Raw genomic sequence first — 19,847 nt, 5'->3', positions numbered from 1 at the left:
TGCCGATGCGCACGTCCTGCCCGTAGTGCCACTGGCTGTTGGAGACCACGGAGGGACTGGTGTCGCCCACCACGTCGTACTGGTTGGCCAGTTGCCCGCCGTATTGCTTGTCGCCGAAGCCCTGGCCCGCGCCAGCCGCCAGCGAGGCGGAGCGGGTGTGCTGGCCCGCGATCTGCATGGCCAGCCGGTAGTTCAGGTCCAGCCCGGCGATGTCCTGGGCGGTCACTTCCTTGGGCCGCGCGCTGGCGCCTTCGCCCGTTCCGCCGGCCACCAGGGTGGTGACTCGCACCGCCTCCTTGGCGATGGCGTCGATCTCGCGCAGGGCGCTTTGCAGCATCTGCGCCTGGGGCCCCAGGGCGCGCGCCTGGCCGCTGACGGGATCGGTGTATTGCGCTTGCAGCCACGTCTGCGCCGAGGCGGCGGTTATGGGGCCGCTGGCCAGGCCCTCCTGGAGGGTGCGGTAGGTGGCGGCCAGGCCGGTTTCGGTGAAGCGGGCCGCCAGCTTGTCGGTGCTGCCGCGCAGGTTTTTGAATTCCTGCAAGGCCCCGGCCAGGGTGCCGTCTTTCATTTGCCCCACGCCCGCGCCGTTGAAGGTGACCACGCGCTGCGCCGCGCCCGCGTTGAGCAGATTGAACGCGGTGGCCAGGTGCCCGCCCAGGCTGTAGCCGGTGACGCTGAACGCCTGGCCCCCGCCGAGCTTGGTTTGGTCGGCCTTCAGTTCGGCGTACCACGCCTGCATGTCGGCGATCTGGCCCCACGCGAAGCCGGTGTTCTTGATCTCCAGCTCGTTGGTGGCTTTGTTGTCGCGCGCCGCGTCGTCGATGAATTCGGTGGAGCGGAAGGACAGGACGGTTTCTCGCGTGTCTCGGTTGCGAAACAGCGTGCCGCTGAAGCCGGTCTTGGTGTTGGCCTTCTGGTCCAGCACTTCCCATTCGTCGGCGAATTTGTCGGCCTGGGTTTTGACGAAACGGCTGGAGTGGTCGTTGCCTGCGGCCAAAACATCTACATATTCAGTGCCTGCATTTCTCAATCGATTGGTTTTTTCATCACGAATGAAGGATTCCGCTGCAATTTGCAGATTGGCATAAGACAGGTATTCGGCAATGGTTGGCGCAGTCATTATTTTGACTCTTTTGGCTTCAAAGATTGATTGACAAAACGAACAGTTTGGGAAGTTTGCACAGTAGAACCGTGGCGGGGCGCAAATTCAGGGCATGCATTATTGGCAGCCAGTAACCAGGGAGAACGCCCTCCCAAACTGATGCCCTGCGCCCAGTCCACCATGTAGCCGATGCGCTCGGCTATCACCTCGTCAGTCTTGAGGTCGATGACCTTCAGAGAACTACCGGCGATCCAGTAATCGCGTTCTTCTTTGGTAGAAATGTCGTCGTAAGTCACGCCATAGCGGGGGGCGGGGCCTTTGGCGGGAATGCGGTCAAGGACGTAGGCGTAGATATTGAGGTCGAAATTAGGATTGCGCTTCAATTCCAACTGGACATTTGGCGCATCGATTTTCATTTTTCTCACGGCTTTGACGGAGCCGGTATATCGATACCTCACGCCGTCTGCCGGGTCGATGGCTTCGACGTACTCATACCCATTTCGATCTGTTGGAGGATTTTGACCAGACGTAATTTTTGGCCAGCCTTCGTAAAAATCTTTCAAAAATAGCTCGATATACCCTTTACCACCTACATCACGGCCATAAGGATCATCCAAGACATATTGATTTCCAAAGTTAATCTTGTCGGGCCGCATTTTCATTACAAAAATCCCTTCCACATCCTCCACCGTCCGGTGAATGAACACGCCCGATTTCTTGCACCGCTCGCGGAACATCTCGCCCGCGATGCGCTGGCGTTCCTTCATGGACTGGTTCGCGGCAGCGCTGCCGGGCGCGGCGGCGGGCGCGTAGTCGCTCGCACAGCCGCTCAGGGCCAGCAGCAGGCACAGCAGGGCGGTGCGCAGCGGGCTGGTCGGGAATCGGGGGGTTGGGTTGTTTTTGGTCATGGTTGTTCTTCCTTCCTTGATTTCTTGAGTCGAATCGCTCTTACGCCCTAGTACTCATTGCCTTGATTGCTTCTCTTTCGATAGCAAACTCTACCCCTCGAAGGCACTTTAGACTGCCCCTCCAGCACACCCGCCATCGATCAGGACTGGGGCCCCACGGCAATCGCCTGATTCCAAAAGCCCGCTTGGGCCGCTGACGCCGAGCCAATAGCGGTGCCCATGGCTGGTGGCGCGAAACCGGCCATTGCCTGCAACAACTGCTGGGCGCTGCCCTCCACCGAAAGCGCAGCCGATTGGTTCAAGGCGCTGGCCATCGATGGCGAGACTTCCAGAGGCTTGATCGCCTCCCAGCCGTCCACCAGGTCCGTCAGCAGCAGCGGCTTGGTGTGCTCGAAGGGCGCAAGCGCCTCTATGTCGGTCGTGTAAGGGCGGGTGCTTTGCAGACCGCCCAAGGCCGATGTCCATTCCAGTGGTTTGGTGTGCCCGGTCACGGCCAAATCCAGCGGATCGGTCGTGTAAGGGCGAGTGCTCTCCGCACCACCATGGGCTGCCGTCCATTCCAGCGGTTTGGTGTGCTCTGACGACTCCGCACCCTGTGCTGTATCCAGTCCGCCACGTTCACCCCGCGATTGCAGGGCTGACATCTTCCAGCGCACGGCATCCGCCGCCTGCGCAGCAATCTGGGTGGCGGCGTTCTCTACCACCAGCAATGCGGCGTGTGCAGTAGCAGAAAGCGTGGGAGAGACATCGGCGTTGCCGGCCGATGGCAGTGGGGTGCTGGCGATTACCTGTGCCTCTTGGGACTCGGCGTAACGCTCCCTCCACGGCGTCAAGCCGCCCGTGCCATTCAACCGCCAGGACGCGGTGGGGGTGCTGGAATTGCCGTCGTTATTGCTATTCATTGGAAATTTTTTCCTCGTGTTTTCATGGGGTCTCAAAGCCATCACTTGGCGAGTCGGCCCGGAGGGTGTCCGTGCTCGGTAATGCGCAACCGTCCGGCCAGGCATTGAATGGGTTTGCCGTCACTTCCAGTTCGCCGCCAGCACCGACTCCAGCCCGCTCTGGTAGTTGGCCGGCAGCGTCGTCTGCCCTGTAGCGGGCGGCGAGAACGACGCCATCGCCTGCACCAGGTTCTGTACCTGGCTGTTCGTCAGGCTCTTGCCGTCCCCCGCCTCGAAGCGCTCCACCTGGTTCTTGGCACCGGAGTACCAGTCGCTCACCGTGAACTTGTCGCTCGTGCCGATGACGCTCACTTCCAGGTGGTTGCCCGATTTGCGAAACCAGAGCTGCCGCGAAGAGATGTCGCCCCCGAACTTCGCGATGTCCTGATTGCCGCTGGTGGTGTCGTTCTCCTGGATCGTGTCGAACCCGTAGCCTCTGCCCAACCAGTAGGTGTCGTTGCCAATGCCGCCGATCAGCGTGTCGGCGCCAGCCGCACCGTCCAGATAATCCGCGCCCGCGCCGCCGGTCAGCGTGTTGGCGCCTGCATTGCCCAGCAGCCGGTTGTTCAGCGCGTTGCCCGTGCCGTTGAGCACTGCCGACCCGGTGAGCGTGAGGTTTTCCACATTGGCTGCCAAGGTGTGAGTAATCGACGACTCCACAACATCGGTCCCGCCGTTGGCGGCCTCGGTCACCGTATCGCCTGCGTTGTCCACCACGTACACGTCGTTGCCGGCGCCGCCGGTCATCGCGTCCGCCCCTGCAGCTCCATCCAGCCGGTTGGCCCCACTGTTGCCGGTCAGCGTGTTGTTGAGGGCGTTACCGGTGCCGTTGATGGCGGCCGTGCCGGTCAACGTCAGGTTCTCCACATTGGCTGCCAAGGCATGGGTGATGGAAGACTCCACGGCATCGGTCCCGCCGTTGGCGGCCTCAGTTACCGTATCGCCCGCGTTGTCCACGACGTACACGTTGTTGCCGGCACCGCCGGTCATCGCGTCCGCGCCTGCGCCGCCGTCCAGCCGGTTGGCCCCGCTGTTACCGGTCAGCGTGTTGTTGAGGGCGTTGCCGGTGCCGTTGATGGCCGCGGTGCCGGTCAACGTCAGCTTTTCCACATTCGCTGCCAAGGCATAAGTCACGCTGGAAAGCACCGTGTCGGTACCGGCATTGGCGCCTTCCACCACTTTGTCGGAGGCGTTGTCTACGGTGTAGGTGTCGTCTCCGCTCAGCCCCGTCATGGTGTCTGCGCCGGCCCCGCCATCGAAGATGTCGTTGCCGCTGGTACCGGTCAACGTATCGTTGCCCGCTGTTCCTGTGATGGTGCCCGACTGCACCGTCAATGCGAACCGATGGGATGCTTGCGCCCCGGCTGTGTCGGTTGCAGTGAGCAAGATGCTCACGGTGCCCACTGCCGCGCTGATGCCCGTGGTGCGAAAGACTTCCTGGGCAGGGTCGAAAGTCAGCCAGGCAGGTAGAGCACTGCCATCGGCCAGCGTTGCGGAGAACGTGAGCATGTCCCCCTCGTCCTCCTCGGCGAACATACCGGCAGGCAACCAGTACTCCCAGCTGGCGCCCTGCTTGAAGGTCTGAGACGCCAAGGTGCCGTTGGGCACCGGCGCATCGTTCACCGCGGCGATCCTCAACTCGAAATCGATCTGGGCAGACGCGCCTGCAGGATCTTTGACGACCACCTGCAAGGTCCGCACGCCGCTGTCGTCTCCTGTCGGCGTACCGCTGAACGTGCGGGTGGCCGCGTCGAAGCGCATCCAGGAAGGCAATGGCCCGCCATTCCCTGCCCTTGCGCTCCAGGTCATCGCGGAGCCGTCCGGATCGGAAAAGGTATCTGCAGGCACGGTGAATGACCAAGCAGAATCTTCTGCTGCGTTCTGAACCGCAATCGCGTGCGCAATCACCGGCGCCCGGTTGGATGCGGCAATCGCCTGAGCGAAATCCGCCATGGCGTAAATTTGCCCCCCGAACTCGATGCGAAAGTCGCCATTCAACCGGACCGTGTCGGTGGTCGAGTAACGCAGTATCCACCGGCCGTCGGCATCGCTCCAGTTCAGTTGCATGTCCGCCAGCGTGCCGCCCGTCAGTCGCACCGTATTGCTGCCGTTTCGGTCCTCCACCCAACTGAATTCGCCCGTTTCGCTGGCCGCGTCATCGCCCGGCGCGAAGACGTAGACATCGTTTCCTGCGCCGCCGGCCATTTCGTCCCGGCCCGCGCCGCCGATGATCTGGTCGTTGCCATTACCGCCGTCCAGTCGATCATCGCCAGCGTCGCCCCTGAGGGTGTCGTTGCCATCGTTGCCGTAGATCGTGTCGTTGCCCTCTCCGCCGCGGACGACATCGTCTCCGGCAAAGGCCCACATCGCATCGGCCCCTGCCGTCGGCAACAGCGCCCGGGCCATGATCTGCGCCTGATTCCATACGGTGCCATCCGCGAAACGGATGAACTCGATGGCATCGCCCTGCCGCAGATTCCCTTCGGCGTTGAACATGTTGGCCACCACCAGGGATTCGCCGCTGGACAAATCCAGCGTCAATCGCCGGTCGCTGTTTCGGAGGGTCACGTCGGCCGGCGTGACGCCTGTTCCCAACTCGATCGTGTCGATTCCGCCGCTGTCCTGGATGTAGTCCTGGCCGCTACCCACGCCGAAGCGGTACGTGGTGTCGCTTTCATAGCCGTAGAGAAAGTCGCGCCCTGCGCCACCGATCAGCACGGCCGCTCCCGTGACGCCGGCATGCACCTGATCGTCTCCCGCCCCGCCATCCAGCACATCGTCGCCACCACCGCCGCGCAGCACATCGCTGCCCGTCCCTCCCAGCAGCACATCCGCCCACTCGTCGCCATTCAGCTTGTCGTTGCCGCCCCCGCCGTCCACCCTGGAGCCGGCCACGACCGTCTGCAGTTCATCGTCGCCGGCCGTGGTCTTCACTGCGGCGGCCAGAAGGTCTGCAGAGGTCATCACCGTCCCGTCGGAAAACGCCAGGGATTCGATGGTGCTGGCGCCGCCCTGCAGAGCCACTCCGCCCTGCCCGGCAAACGTCACGGCCAGCAGGTCGCCGGAGCGGCGCACCGTCAGATCGCTGGCCGACAGGCCGGACATGAATTCGATGCGGTCCACACCGCCAGCATCCACGATGGTTTCGTGGGTCCCTTCGAAATCGCCGGCCGCGAAACGGTACACGTCATTGCCTAGGCCGCCGTCCAGCCTGTCGAAGCCGATGCCGCCCACCAGGATGTCGTTGCCGTCGCCACCGCTCAGTTGGTCATTGCCTGCCCCGCCCTCCACCGTGTCGTCGCCCCCATCCGCAAAGATCGTGTCTTCGCCCTCACCGCCGTCGATCAGGTCGTTGCCGTGGTACTGAGCATCGATGGCATACAAGGCCGCGTTGCGGTCGCCGCTGTACTGGTCGCCATAGATCGTGTCATCGCCACGCCCGCCCAGCAGCACGTCCGCAGAGCCACCACCCAGCAGGAAGTCGTTGCCGTCGCCCCCGTCCAGAAAGTCCGCGGCATGGAACTGTCCGGGAATCCACAGCAGGTTTTCTACACCGGCCAAGACATAGCTGTTGGTATCGCCGAAGAGTTGATCGTCCCCCTCGCCCCCGTAGAGCTGGTCTTCGCCCACGCCGCCCAGCAGAAAGTCGTTGCCCGCCTCGCCCATGAGGGTGTCGTTGCCCCGGAACGTGTAGCCCTGGATTATTTCACCCCACATTGCGCCGTCCTGCGTGTACACGCCATCGCCGTACAGGATGTCCACGCCCTCGCCCCCCATCAGCAGGTCGTCCCCCTCCATGCCGCTGATGGTGTCGTTGCCGCTGCCGCCGAACAGCACGTCGCCGCCCATGCCCGCGCGGATGGTGTCGTTGCCCGCGCCGCCGTCCACGAAGTCGGAGCTGCCCGCATCGTCCGCATCGTGGTTCTGCGACACCATGCCAGCCACAGCGTCGAACGAGCCGCCCCCGTGCACGACGGAATACTCGCCCACCTCTGCGGAGAACAGATAGTCGTTGCCGTCTCCGCCCTCGATCACGTCGCTGCCGTAACCGGTCAGGACCACGTCGTCGCCGGCGCCCGAGAACACGTGGTCTTCGTCCTCATTCGGCCGGGGCGCCCAGTTCTCCGCTCCCGGTTGTACCGTCGATTCATAGACACGCCCCACGAAGATGCGGTCGTTGCCCGCCCCGGTCTGCACGATCTGTCCTCCGTCGGAGTCGTTGGCATACACCCACTTGGCCACATCGTCGGTGCCTTCGTATTGGAGCGACGCTGCCGATTCATACAGCCGTGGCACATCGGCCGCTGCGGCAATCGTCGGGTCGCTCGAGTTCCCAGCCCGCACCACCAGCGAAGTCTTTGCACCACCCAGCACGGGCACGACCTCCTGCTCCTGGCCCAGCGTCAGCCCGAAGACACCCGCCCGGTAGTTGCGCACGGTGACCGTGCCCTGCACGCTCTTGTCGGTGGCCGAGGTGTATTTGGTGATGCGCAGATCGGTGCCCCCCTGCCCATTCGCCACCCGCGTGAACAGGAACTGCCCGCTGGCGTCCTCCCAGGCGTCGTCCGAGCCGTAGCGCTTGACAGTGGCCAGGGGCATCGCCACGCCATCGAATTCGAGCGTGCCCGCGCCGTCCACATCCCACACGGTGTCGGCACCGAACAGGCCGTTGAAGCGGTACACGTCCTTGCCCGCGCCGCCTTCCAGATAGTCGGCACCGCCCTTACCGTCCAGCGTGTCGGCGCCGGCTCCGCCGTACAGGTGGTCGGCGAAGCCTTTGCCTTCAAGCAGATCCGGATTGTTTCCGCCAAACAGGTACTGCACACGCTGCTCGTCGGTGGCGCCTGCACCGACCAGGATGTCTGTACCGCTCTGCACATCGATGTAATGCAGGTTGCGCGATCCGGGCAGGATACCCGCCGCATCGGTCTGATTGCGCTGCATGACCACCATGAGCAACGCCGTGCGGTCAGCGAGCCAGTTATCGGAAAAAGTGGCGGGGGGGGTGCTTGCCGTCCGGTCTGCCTGCCAACCCGCATAGTCGGCAGCGCGACCGCTCTGCCAGAGGGCAGCCAATTCGTCATTTGCGCTTGCCGTGGTGCCACCAATGTAGAGAGGCGACAGGTCTTGCAAAGCGACCAACGCCCCGAAATCGTTGCGCGCCAAAGTTGCCAAGCCCTGGCTAGCTGGCTTGATGCGAAGTTGGCCGGCTAGGTCTTTGAAAATGGGGTTGTCCTGTAGGTCGGCCAGCGTGGCGTGGTAGGTCGCCCGCGAAGCGGCGCTGTTGCTCACATCACCAACGGGCAGTCGTTCCACACTGGGGCCGGCCAGGGCGCGGCGGAGGCTGTCGAGCACGCCCTCTATGGAACCCTGCATTTTGTTGTCGCCCGCTTTGAGCAGGGCATTGAGATCGGAAATGGTAAATGTCGGGTCCAATTTTTCCAACGCGGCACCCAGGGCCAACGCGTCGGTGAGCTTGTACATGTAGTGGTTGGGAAAACCTGTGCCTTCTTCGTTGAAGACGTCTGTGCGCTGGCCTTGCTGATTGAAGTAAAAGCTATTGGTTGTGACGTTCAGGCCATTGGCGGCAAAGTAATTGCTTTGTTCCATGCCATTGGGAAAACGCCCAAGACCGGAGTTGGCACCAATGAGGTTTTGCAGATCGGTAAATACAGCTTCGCTGCCAGGTGCAAAACCTGCACTGTTGAAGGTACTGGTGTGCAACACATTGGCTTGTTTTGCAAATAAGCGGGTGAAAGCGGCTGCGAGATATCCACCCAGGCTATGGCCGTTCACCTCGATGCCAGTGGTCAGGTGAGATGCGGTGACCAAGCCTTGTCCTGGAACGGAGGGCGCCATTGAATACAGCGAACCCAGAGCCTGAATTTGAATAGCGTTTTGTCCCGCCGGCGTTGAAATTTGAAGCCACCAATTGACCATGTCAGTGACTTGGCCCCGGGCATTTCCGGTCAGAGCCAAGTCGCCATCGATCAGAAAGTCCGTGATTTGTTGCGTACCCCGCATGGAAACATAAACCTTGCCGCTGGGGTTCGGAGTGCCATCTTCATTGTTCGCTCGCCAGACGGTCGCATCAAAACTGCTCAGGCCGGATTCGATTTGGGTGACAACGCTGAAGTTTTTGCTGACGCTCTCGGCGAGCGCGGGGGTCATACGATCTCTGAGCGCGCCACTTAAATTGGTATTTGAATTTAGTTCACCCACATATGAAGCATCAGCTAATAGTGCATTTATGTAAGCATTTTTAATTTCAGGCATATTATTTTCAACTTTAACTATTTTTGATTAAGGCTTTTTTAATTCAACAAAACCAAGGGTTTCAATAAATTTCTTATCAAAAACCCCGTTGGGGTGACACTCACCCTTGAATGTAAGTGGTGCGTGACCTGAGTCAAACCCAGGGAATAGTCGTCCACCTTCAGCATGAAATTGATCGAAACTGACTACAACCTTTCCTGTAGCGACGTCTAAAAAACGGAATTGCAATTTCCTGATCTTGACCAATGTCCCTTCCACTTGTACTGAAGGCGTGACTACTTCATATACCTGCTGCCCTCGTGGAAATTCTTTATTTACAGTCACCACATTGGCCTTACACAATTGCTTAAACTGCCAACCTCCCACAATCTCATCGATCAAAGGCAATGGCACTAATAAGATAAAAATGAGCCATTTACCCCAAAGACGCCATGGTCGGTTTGGCAACTTGTTAGCGATTTTTTCAACAACCCATTTGAGAATAAATACCCAAAGCACCATCAGCACCAGAAACATCAAAGCACTCATACCGCAATCCTCCAATTAATATCATTTACTGCAGACGCACCATAATCCAGCGCCCCGGTGGATTCGGATATGCGCGGCGTAGGGTCGTCTGGCTGCGCGGCCAGCACCACCAGCGAGCTGTCGGTGCCGCCTGCGGCCTGCGGTTTGTCGGCCGCTTCCGCCAGGGTGAGGCCGAAGGCCCCCGCCCAATAGTTGCGCACGTTGACCGTGCCCTGCACGCTCTTGTCGGTGGCCGAGGCGTATTTGGTGATGCGCAGGTCGGTGCCGCCCTGGCCATTCGCCACGCGCGTGAACAAGAACTGCCCGCTTGTGTCCTCCCAGGCGTCGTCCGCGCCGTAGCGCTTGACGGTCGCCAGCGGCATGGCCACGCCGTCGAATTCCAGCGTGCCCGCACCGTCCGCGTCCCACACCGTGTCGGCACCGAACAGGCCGTTGAAGCGGTACACGTCCTTGCCCGCGCCGCCTTCCAGGTAGTCGCCGCCGCCCTTGCCGTCCAGCGTGTCGGCGCCGGCGCCGCCGTACAGGTGGTCGGCGAAGCCCTGACCGTTGATTTGGTCATCGCCGCTGCCGCCGAACACATACTGCGTGCGCTGGCCGTTATTCGGGCCTGCCCCCACCAGCACCTGCACTGCCGGGGTACCGCCGCCATTGCCCATGTCGATGTACGCGACGTTCTGGGTGCCCTGCAGGATGCCGCCCCCGCGCTGCTGCTGCTCGTAGTAGCGCGTGGTGAACGCGGCCCGGTCGGCGATCCACGATTCGCTGAGCTGGCCCGTGCCGGTGGCCGGGTCGTACAGCGCCACCCGCGCCGCCACCTCCGGGCTCACCTGCACCGACACCATGCTCAGGGCGGCCAGTGCCGCACGGGCGCTGGCGCCTTCCGGCGTGTTGGCCATCGCCTTGCCGGCCAGGGCACTGGCGGACTGCGGCAGCAGTTCGGCCTTGAGCGATTGCAACTGCGTGGGGGTCAAAGCGCCCAGGAAGTTGCGCGCATTGGCGGTGAACTGGGCATCGGTCTTGGTCGTGCCGATCAGGTTCTTTCCCTGCACTGCGCCCATCAGCATGTCCAGGAATTTGTGCGGACCCACATCTCCAATGACCGTGAAAGCTTTTTTGAGGACTGGATTATCCGTCCCCAAAATAACGGCATCTTTCAAACTCAATACTGATTCGGGTGTTTTTAAATATCCCCAAGTGGTCGCTCCAAAAACCGTTTCATCGACCTTGGCCTGCGCCGCACTTTCCAAAAAAAGGGTCGACTGCGCCGCTTTGAACCCAGCGGCATATGCGTTATAGGAATAAAGAACGTCTCGCCAGTCGTTCAAGGTGTCGATTTTTCCAAGCGTTCCTGTGGAGCTCAAACGATTTGTTTGGTCACTGCGAAGGAGGCTGAAAAGAAGGGTTCCAGACCAAGCAGAGTTTTGCTGCAAAGCAGCGCCAGTATCTGCCAGATCTACGTTAAATAATATACGCCCCACCGCTGTGGCATCGGCTTCGCCAATACGAGCAATATCTGGAATTTGTCCGGCAGGCCAACGCGGTTCATTCCTCCCCAAAAGATCGTCGAATAAATTTTGCGCGACTGCATTAGATGCCTCCTGCATCTTTCCAAGCGGAATGGATGTGCCATAACGCAGCTGATATTGGGTTTCCGTGTAAATCCGAATCAATGAGGCCATTGCACCTCTTCCTGCATTGGCTTCAGTGGCGCCACGCAACCAAAGCAAGGTTGAATCCGTAGCATCAATACCTTTTTCTTGCAATAGATCACCTAACCATTGATATATTTTCCAATATTCGAGTTGGCCGGACTGCGCTTGTACTTCTTTGTTTGCCAGCGATTGAATTTCGGCGGAGGTAAGTGTTATTGCCACGGCTTACGCTTTCTTCAATAAGTTGAGGACTCGCATCATTTCTTGATAAATCTCAGGCCAGTCAGGGCCATGCTTCGCTCGAAATCGCATATCAACGGCTACGCCCGACTGCCAAGTGAAGGCCATCGTGCAACGGTCAAATTGGGGATTCTGATCATCGCAACCCAATACGGGAGGAAAACCTTCGTTGTCTTTCAACTGACTCGCCACATACCACACGGCGGGGGGCATGCCCTGAATGGCATCGCGCACCTTCCAAACCTCAAGACCGGCCCTCGGACTGCCTTTACTTATTAATCGACCTTGTTTTTCAGCATCGACCAATAATTGATATCGATTGGCCATTACAGCGCCCCCTGTTTTAGAATGAAGAAAAACCTCAATAGCAGTCTCGTAAAATGCGACCTCGTTATCTTTTTTCTTTTTATCGGAAGAAAAAGCAGGCGCGTTGTCTGGCCAATAAAAAACCGCAGCCCCAAAACCAGAATAATAGTCTTTCGGTCCTATAAACCATTGACCATTAAGCTTTTGCAAAATCTCCCGAGAAGCGTCGCGTTGCGGGGGCTGATCTCCCTGGCAAAATTTATCCAAACATTCCACCCTCTTTTTTTCAAGATAATCCTTCATTTGTGCGTCACTTGGCCCGCAAGCTGTACAAATAAAAATCCCCAAGAAAATCACCAACCATCGCATTTTCAATTTTTCACTTATTTTTTTCATAAAAACTCCTACTTTAATTATTGAGCAAAATTCATTATCTGGTTGTGTATGTGAATGGGACGACGGATTACGCATGGGCAACGATCCCATCTTGACGCGCTTGATTCGCTGTTTGGTTTTCGCTGCACAAAACGGTTTGATGCCAAATCGGCCTCCAGGGCAATAAGTTCTAGGGTGCATCGCTATATTTTTAATAGCAATCGATGCATTCGTCACGCGCGTGAACAAAAACTGCCCGCTGGTGTCCTCCCAGGCGTCGTCCGTACCGTAGCGCTTGACGGTCGCTAGCGGCATCGCCACGCCGTCGAATTCGAGCGTGCCCGCGCCGTCCACGTCCCACACCGTGCGGCACCGAACTGGCTGTTGATCAGTTTCGATGTGAGTGACTACTGTGAAGTTATGCCCATGTATTTGGCGAGGGCAGGAGTCATCCGGTCTTTAAATTCAACAAGATTTTCAAGGCCGCCCCAGTCAGTCCATTAATGAAATTTGAATTTAGCGCGCATAGCTCATAAGCAAATACTGCACTAGTAAAAACACACCTGATATTTTTTCATAACAACCTTAATTAACCAAAGTAATATTATTTTTTAAAAAAATGGAATTTCGATTTATGTAATCCATGGGACAACCTCTTGAAAAAAACATGGGATGACGTGACCCCATGCTCACGGGCGAGTAACGCATAAGCCATCCACCAAAGGCGAAATAAGCTTTGTGTTTAATAACAATTTCATTACTCTTCACGTCTTTGTAAAATCAGTCTTCTACAGTGCCGGGCATGATCGTTCCATCCAACGGCCGGCCTATCCCGACTTCAAGTGCCACTCGTTTACCTTGCGCTTTGGACACATCTGCGCTCTCAATGCCATTTGCATTGCACAGCGCCTCGAATTGGTACTTTCCAAGTACCTCATCCACAAATGGAGAAGCCATTAGTAGAACGAAGACTCCAATCTTCACAGCGCTACGCCGAGCCGGGTGAGGTACTAAATTGCCCAGACGCTTTGCTAGCCATAGGCAGACGCAACCCCATATCCCAAAAATCACTAGCAATATCAAACCGCTCATAACACACTCCAGCTAATATCATTTTCTGCAGACACACAATAATCCAGTGCCCCGAACGATGCGGATATGCGCGGCGTGCTGCCGTCCACTGCCCGCGCTGCCCGCGCTGCCCGCGCTGCCCGCGCTGCCCGCGCGGGTCGCTCGGCTGCGCAGCCAGCACGGTCAGCGACGTGTCGGCCCCCTGCCGCCTAGGGCTTGTCCGCCACTTCCGGCAGGGTCAGGCCGAAGGCCCCGCCCGGTAGTTGCGCACGGTGACGGTGCCCTGCACGGTCTTGTCGGTGGCTGAGGTGTATTTGGTGATGCGCGGGTCGGTGCCGATCTGCCCATCCGCCACGCGCGTGAAAAAAACTGCCCCCTGGCGCCTCCCAGGCGTCGTCCGTGCCGTAGCGCGTCATGCGGGCACGTTTTCCATGAAGGCTTCGATACATCGACTGCCCATGCGTCAAGACTGCAGCCCCACCGCAATTTCTTGCCTCCACCGGGAAACTTGGTCCGGCACTGCCGCAGCCACTCCCATGGCCGATGGCGCAAAACCGGCCATTGCTTGCAGCAACTGCTGGGCGCTGCCCTCCAGCAAAAGCGAAGCCGATTGGCCCAGAGAGCCAACCATCGACGGCGAGAGTGGCGATGGTTTGGTCGTTTCCCAACCGTCCGCCAAGTCCGACAGCAGCAACGGTTTGGTGTGCTCGGGGTTTTCCAACTCCCCCGCATCGACCGCATACGGACGGGTGCTTTCCAACCCGTCCTGGGCTGCTGTCCACTCCAGCGGTTTGGTAGCCTGGAGCAGTGTTGAGCCCTGTGCAGTGGCGAGGCTCAGCTCATCAGCGTATGCATAGGGCCGAACGCTCTGCACGCTGGCCGCCTGTGAAACGGCATGCTCACCGAGCGCACTTGCCGGTTCGCTGGTTTGACTCCGCGATTGCAGGGCCGACAGATTCCATCGCACGGCGTCTGCCGCCTGGGCTGCGGCCCCGGCAGTGATCTGTTGCATCGGCACTGCGGCTTGCTGAGCGGCGGCAACCGCGGGGCCGGCAATGGCCCCGACTGCGGAAGGCATCCGTAACGAGGTGCTGGCAATTTCCGACGTCAACGGAGAGTCGGCGTAACTTTCCCGCCAGGGCATCGAGCCTTGGACGCCCTTGAATCGCCGCACCACGGCTGGAAAAAGTTGGTTGCTGAGGGTGATGCTGCTTTTATCGATGGTCATTTTTCAGTGCTTTCGTTCAATCGGTTGTTTAAAAAAGGCTTTTCCGCCCATGGCCATGGCCAAGCTTTAACTGCGCTGCAAGCAGGCATGTTCGTGTCGTGAACGGATGGCCATGCAGCTTTGCGCTGCATCCGCCGTCACCGCTCCCTCAGGCTCTCGCTGCCAGCTCTTTGAATCGGGCTCAGCAGGTATTCGATGACCCGCCGCTTGCCAGTCTTGATTTCTGCCGTCAGGTTCATCCCCGGCGCCAGCCGGATCGGCTTGCCGTCCACGTCGATGGAGCTCTGGTTCAAGGTAATCAGTGCAGGAAAAATCGCCCCGCGCTTTTCATCGGTGACCGCGTCCTGCGTCACCTTGTCCACCGTGGCCTTCACGGTGCCGTAGCGGGTGAACGGAAAAGTCTCCAGCTTGATGGCGACCTCCTGCCCGGGCGCCACGAAGCCGATGTCCTTGTTTTCCAGTGTGACCTCGGCGCTCACGTTGGCGCTGTCGGGCACGATCACCATCAGCGCCTGGGCCTCGGTGACCACACCGCCCTCGGTGTGCGCGGCCAATTGCTGCACGGTGCCAGCGACCGGCGCCGTCAGCGTGGCCAGGCGTTCGCGCTGGGTGGCCTTGGCCAGCTCCTGGCCCGATTGCTGGCGCTTCAAGTCCGCCTGCGCCTGGCGGTCGCTCAGGGCGCGGCGGGTTTCCGCCAGATAGGCGCTGCGGGTCTGCTCGGCCTCGCGCAGTGCTGCCTGGGCTTCGTCCAGCCGGGCCTGCTGGGTGGCCAGGTCACGCTCCAGTTCGATGCGTTCGCGGGTGCGGTCCTGGTTGGCATGGCCGGACATGAAGCCCTGGTCTGCCAGCGCCTTGAAGTCCTGTTCGCGCTGGCGTGCAATGGGCACTGTGGCTTCCAGCTTGCCGATCATGGCGCGCACGGTGGCCATTTCGGCCTGGCGGCGCTGGCGCTCCGCGGCCAGCTTGGCAAGGCGCGCGGTGATGTCGCTCCATTCGGCAGACAATTGGGCATTGGCCTCGGCCAAGTCCTGGGTCTGCCATTCAGGCGGTACGTCTTTGGTGGTCAAACGTGCCACTTGCCCTAGTGGTCCTTGCCTGGGTTGCTCCAGATTCGATAGCACCTGTTGCAGGACGCGGCTGCGCACCCATTCCGAATCGGCGGATCGCCGCGCTTCATGGAAGCTGGCTTTGTCGGCCCGAGCGGCGGTCGGGTCCAGTTCGACCAACGGCTGGCCGGCCTGAACGTGGTCACCGTCCTTGACCAGGATGCGGCGGATGACGCTGTTTTCCAGCGGCTGCACGAGCTTGGTGCGGTCGCTCACGATCACTCGGCCTGGCGCCACGGCCACGATGTCGATCTTGCCGAAGATGGCCCACAGCAAAGCGATGACGAAGAGCGCCATCAGCACGAAGGCGATGCGCCGGGGCGCGGGATGGACGGGCGTTTCCTGCAGGCTCAACGCCGCGGGCAAAAATGCCTGCTCGTCCGCCAGGCGCGACGGGCCGGCCAGTTCGGCACGGTGCGCCCAAGCGGCGCGCAAGACGGCGCCGTAACGCCCGAGCAGTTCGATGCCAGGGTGGCGAGGCTTTTCGATTTTGGCGAGCGGGGTATCAGACGTAGAAGGCGCAGCGCCGGTAGCAAGCGAGGTGTCTGTCATGCGATGGCTCCCTCGGCGGTGCCGACAGCAGCAGCGGTACTTGCAGCAGCTGTAGCTGTGGGGGCGGAATGGCTGCCGTCCTGCATGCGCCACAGGTGGGCATACAGGCCCTGCTGGCGCTGGATGAGCGCATCGTGGGGGCCGGCCTCGACGATCTTCCCTTTGTCCATGACGATGATGCGGTTCGCGTGCCGCACGGCGCTCAGACGGTGGGCAATGATGAGCACCGTGCGGCCCTTGCAGATATGCGCCATGTTGCGCTGAATGATGGCTTCGCTCTCGTAGTCGAGCGCGCTGGTGGCTTCGTCCAGGATGAGGATGCGGGGGTTGGTGAACAAGGCTCGGGCGATGGCCACGCGCTGGCGCTGGCCGCCCGACAGGCTGCCGCCCTGCTCTCCCACCAGGGTGTCGTAGCCTTCGGGCAGCTCGCTGATGAAGTCGTGCGCGCCGGCCAGGCGGGCCGCATGCACTACGGCTTCGATGGGCGCGGCGGGGTCGGCGATGGCGATGTTCTCTCGCACGCTGCGGTTGAAGAGCAGGTTCTCTTGCAGTACCACACCGACCTGGCGGCGCAACTGCGCGGCATCGATGAGGCTGATGTCGATGCCGTCGACCAGGATGCGCCCCTGCTCCGGCACGTAAAGCCGCTGCACTAATTTTGTGAGCGTGCTTTTGCCCGAACCGGAGCGCCCCACGATGCCAATGACTTCGCCAGGGCGTACGTCCAGGCTCACGCCACCCAGCACGGGTGCGGCTTCGGGCCGGTAGCGAAAGTGCACGCTGTCCAGGGTGATGCGGCCCTGGATGGGCGGCAACTGTGCGGCGCTGGAGGGCGGCACTTCGGTGCGCGTGTTGAGAATGTCGCCCAGCCGCGCCATGGAGATACCGGTCTGCTGGAAGTCGGTCCAGAGCTGGGCCATGCGCATGATGGGCTGGGCCACGCGCTGCGCGAACATGTTGAAGGCGACGAACTGGCCCACGGTGAGCTGGTTGTCCATGACCAGATGCGCGCCGTACCAGAGAGTTGCGGCGTTCACCAGTTTGCCGATCAGGTTGACGCCCTCGTGCGCCCAGGCGGCGACGTTCTGCGTTTTGAAGCTGGCGCTGACGTAGGCGGCCAGCTGGTTGTCCCAGCGGCGGGCGAACGAAGGTTCCAGCGCGCTGGCCTTGACGGTCTGGATGCCCGTGACGGTCTCCACCAGCATGGCCTGGTTCTCTGCGCCTCGCGCAAACTTGTGGTCCAGCCGACGACGCAGCACAGGCACGATCGCCAGGCTGAGGCCGAAGTACAGCGGCAGGCTGACCAGCACGATCAACGTGAGCGGCACGCTGTAGAACAGCATGACCGCGATGAAGATGACGGAAAACAGCACGTCCAGCACCACGGTGAGCGCGTTGCCGGTCAGGAAGCTGCGAATGTTTTCCAGCTCACGCACGCGGGCCACTGAATCACCCACTCTGCGCGCCTGGAAGTACGACAGCGGCAGTTGCATGAGGTGGCGAAACAGCCGCGCGCCCAGTTCCACGTCGATCCGGTTGGTGGTGTGGCTGAAGACGTAGCCGCGCAGGCCGTTCAGCAGGCTCTCGAACACCACGACAACGACCAGGCCGATGACCAACACGTCGAGCGTGGTCACGCCGTGGTGGACCAGCACCTTGTCCATCACCACCTGGAAGAACAGCGGGCTGATCAGCGCAAAGAGTTGCAGCATGAAAGAGATCAGCAGCACCTCGCCCAGCAGCTTGCGATGCTTGACGAGGCTGGGAATGAACCACGAGAAGTCGAACTTGGCCAACTCGCCCGCCAGGCTGGCGCGGCTGGTGATGAGCAGCAGCTCGCCGGTCCATTGCGCGGCGAAGTCTTCCAGCGATTCGATGGTGGGGCGGCTGCCGCCAGGGCCGGCCGAAGGGTCCTGCAGCAGCACGCGCTGGCCGTTGCACTGGGCCAGCACGATGGCGCGTACCTCGCCGGTCGCATTGCGCACCATGGCCAGGGCTGGCAAGGGGCACAGGGCCAGACGATCCACGGTGGTAGGACTGATCTTCGCCTTCAAACCGATGTGCTTGGCGGCCCTTACCAAGTCTTGCAAGGTCACAGCATCGCTGGGGGCCAACCCCATCTGGTGCATCAGCGTGGCGGGGTCGGCTGCAATCTGGTGCAGCCTGGCAACCAGGCAGAGGGCCGCAACGCCACCATTCCCCCCTGGCTTTGTGAAGGGATGGGCCGACTGGCTTTCCCCCGTTGATCCGCCGGCACTGGGAAGTGCATTTATCGCCACCATCGATCGCTCCTGTCTATCGGTGGCGCGGATGCTATTCGACAAAACCGTGTAATTTCTGTGTAGGTTTTGCGTCTATTCCGAATATTTCTAAATGTGTGTAATTGAACAACAAGTCAAAAAATTTCATTGACTTTCACGCAAAAAAATCCGACGGATAAGTAATTACCCTTGCCTTGCCGGGCGTGCAAATTGCTTAATCTCGTTATCGAGTTCCTTGCAAAGAAAGATACCCTTCCATGACCTCTCGCCGCCTCTTCACCGGCCGCCTGTTCTGCACCTCGCTCGCCATTTCCGCCACGCTGGGCTTTGCGCCCACGCTGGCTTTTGCGCAGGCGAAACTGAAGGTCGCAGCGATCTACACCGTGCCCTACGAGCAGCAATGGGTGAGCCGCATTCACAAAGCACTCAAGGCGGCCGAGACGCGGGGAGAGATCGAATACAAAAGCAGCGAGAACGTGGCCAATGCCGATTACGAACGGGTGATGCGTGAGTACGCCACGGGCGGCAACCAGCTGATCTTCGGCGAGGTGTTCGGGGTGGAGTCCGCCGCGCGCAAGGTGGCCAAGGACTTCCCCAAGACGGCTTTCGTGATGGGTTCCTCCGGCAAGCCGCAGGGGCCGAATTTCAGCGTGTTCGACAACTACATCCAGGAGCCGGCGTACCTCTCCGGCATGGTGGCGGGCGGCATGACGCGCACGAACAAGATCGGTATGGTGGGCGGATTTCCGATCCCCGAGGTCAATCGCCTGATGCATGCCTTCATGGCAGGCGCCAGGGAAGTGAACCCGAAGGTGGAGTTCACCATCACCTTCATCAACAGCTGGTTCGATCCGCCGAAGGCCAAGGAGGCGACGTTCGCGATGATCGACAAGGGCGCCGATGTGCTGTATGCCGAGCGTTTCGGCGTGTCCGACGCGGCCAAGGAAAAGGGCAAGCTCGCCATCGGCAACGTGATCAACACGCAGGCCCAGTACCCCGAGACGGTGGTGGCCTCGGCCCTGTGGCACATGGAGCCCAGCGTGGACCGCGCGATCGCGGCGGTCAAGGAAGGCAAGTTCACCGCCGAGGACTACGGCCCTTATTCGATGATGAAGCACAAGGGTTCGGAGCTGGCGCCGCTGGGCACGTTCGAAAAGAAGGTGCCGGCCGATGTGGTCGCCAAGGTGAAAGCCAAGGAGGCCGACATTCTGGCGGGCAAGTTCACCGTGAAGGTGGACGACAGCCAGCCCAAATCCACGGCGAAGTAAGCGGTGCGGATGGCGATTGCTGCGCTGCACGGC

At 60.4% G+C, this 19,847-nt stretch carries 12 protein-coding genes; 1 reads left to right on the top strand and 11 read right to left on the bottom strand.

What is annotated here, in order from left to right:
• The 11 genes from BLT03_RS17760 to BLT03_RS17725 form a co-directional block, all read right to left on the bottom strand.
• Window positions 1-1,120: alpha/beta hydrolase family protein (locus BLT03_RS17760; RefSeq protein ID WP_092745082.1), on the bottom strand; the 1,120-nt coding region annotated here is incomplete at its 3' end.
• On the bottom strand, window positions 1,120-2,010 hold the full coding sequence (locus BLT03_RS17755; protein ID WP_092745081.1) for a hypothetical protein: 891 nt from the start codon (window positions 2,008-2,010) through the stop codon (window positions 1,120-1,122). The genes BLT03_RS17755 and BLT03_RS17760, both read right to left, overlap by 1 nt.
• 140 nt (window positions 2,011-2,150) lie before the next feature.
• Window positions 2,151-2,954, bottom strand: a complete 804-nt coding sequence (locus BLT03_RS17750; RefSeq protein WP_139160437.1) for a hypothetical protein — start codon at window positions 2,952-2,954, stop codon at window positions 2,151-2,153.
• A gap of 78 nt (window positions 2,955-3,032) precedes the next feature.
• Window positions 3,033-8,561, bottom strand: coding sequence for a putative Ig domain-containing protein (locus tag BLT03_RS17745; RefSeq protein ID WP_271466428.1), 5,529 nt, complete (start codon window positions 8,559-8,561; stop codon window positions 3,033-3,035).
• A 693-nt stretch (window positions 8,562-9,254) separates the two neighbouring features.
• A complete protein-coding gene (locus BLT03_RS24055; protein ID WP_139160436.1) occupies window positions 9,255-9,755 on the bottom strand; it encodes a hypothetical protein in 501 nt (166 codons plus the stop codon).
• On the bottom strand, window positions 9,752-11,629 hold the full coding sequence (locus BLT03_RS24700; protein WP_139160435.1) for a calcium-binding protein: 1,878 nt from the start codon (window positions 11,627-11,629) through the stop codon (window positions 9,752-9,754). Before BLT03_RS24700 ends, BLT03_RS24055 begins: the two co-directional genes overlap by 4 nt.
• Before the next feature lie 3 nt (window positions 11,630-11,632).
• Window positions 11,633-12,691: a hypothetical protein gene (locus tag BLT03_RS24045; protein ID WP_139160434.1), complete on the bottom strand. Its 1,059-nt coding sequence runs from the start codon at window positions 12,689-12,691 to the stop codon at window positions 11,633-11,635.
• A 417-nt stretch (window positions 12,692-13,108) separates the two neighbouring features.
• The gene (locus BLT03_RS24545) at window positions 13,109-13,285 is read right to left on the bottom strand and encodes a hypothetical protein (RefSeq protein ID WP_175537792.1); all 177 of its coding nucleotides are present in this window, start codon (window positions 13,283-13,285) and stop codon (window positions 13,109-13,111) included.
• A 577-nt stretch (window positions 13,286-13,862) separates the two neighbouring features.
• Entirely contained in the window at window positions 13,863-14,627 is a 765-nt protein-coding gene (locus BLT03_RS17735; RefSeq protein WP_092745077.1) for a hypothetical protein, read from the bottom strand.
• Window positions 14,628-14,764: 137 nt separating this feature from the next.
• Window positions 14,765-16,285 (bottom strand): HlyD family type I secretion periplasmic adaptor subunit, encoded by a 1,521-nt coding sequence (locus BLT03_RS17730; protein ID WP_092745076.1) that lies wholly within the window; start codon window positions 16,283-16,285, stop codon window positions 14,765-14,767.
• Window positions 16,282-18,567, bottom strand: a complete 2,286-nt coding sequence (locus tag BLT03_RS17725) for a type I secretion system permease/ATPase (RefSeq protein ID WP_092745075.1) — start codon at window positions 18,565-18,567, stop codon at window positions 16,282-16,284. Before BLT03_RS17725 ends, BLT03_RS17730 begins: the two co-directional genes overlap by 4 nt.
• 236 nt (window positions 18,568-18,803) lie before the next feature.
• On the opposite strand from BLT03_RS17725, the gene BLT03_RS17720 reads away from it, so the two are divergent.
• Complete coding sequence (locus tag BLT03_RS17720; protein ID WP_092745074.1) at window positions 18,804-19,814, top strand: BMP family protein; 1,011 nt, start codon at window positions 18,804-18,806, stop codon at window positions 19,812-19,814.
• Window positions 19,815-19,847: the final 33 nt, after the last annotated feature.

Source organism: Paracidovorax valerianellae (assembly GCF_900102625.1).
GTDB lineage: Bacteria > Pseudomonadota > Gammaproteobacteria > Burkholderiales > Burkholderiaceae_C > Paracidovorax > Paracidovorax valerianellae.
This window is presented reverse-complemented; position numbering and strand designations above follow the sequence as displayed.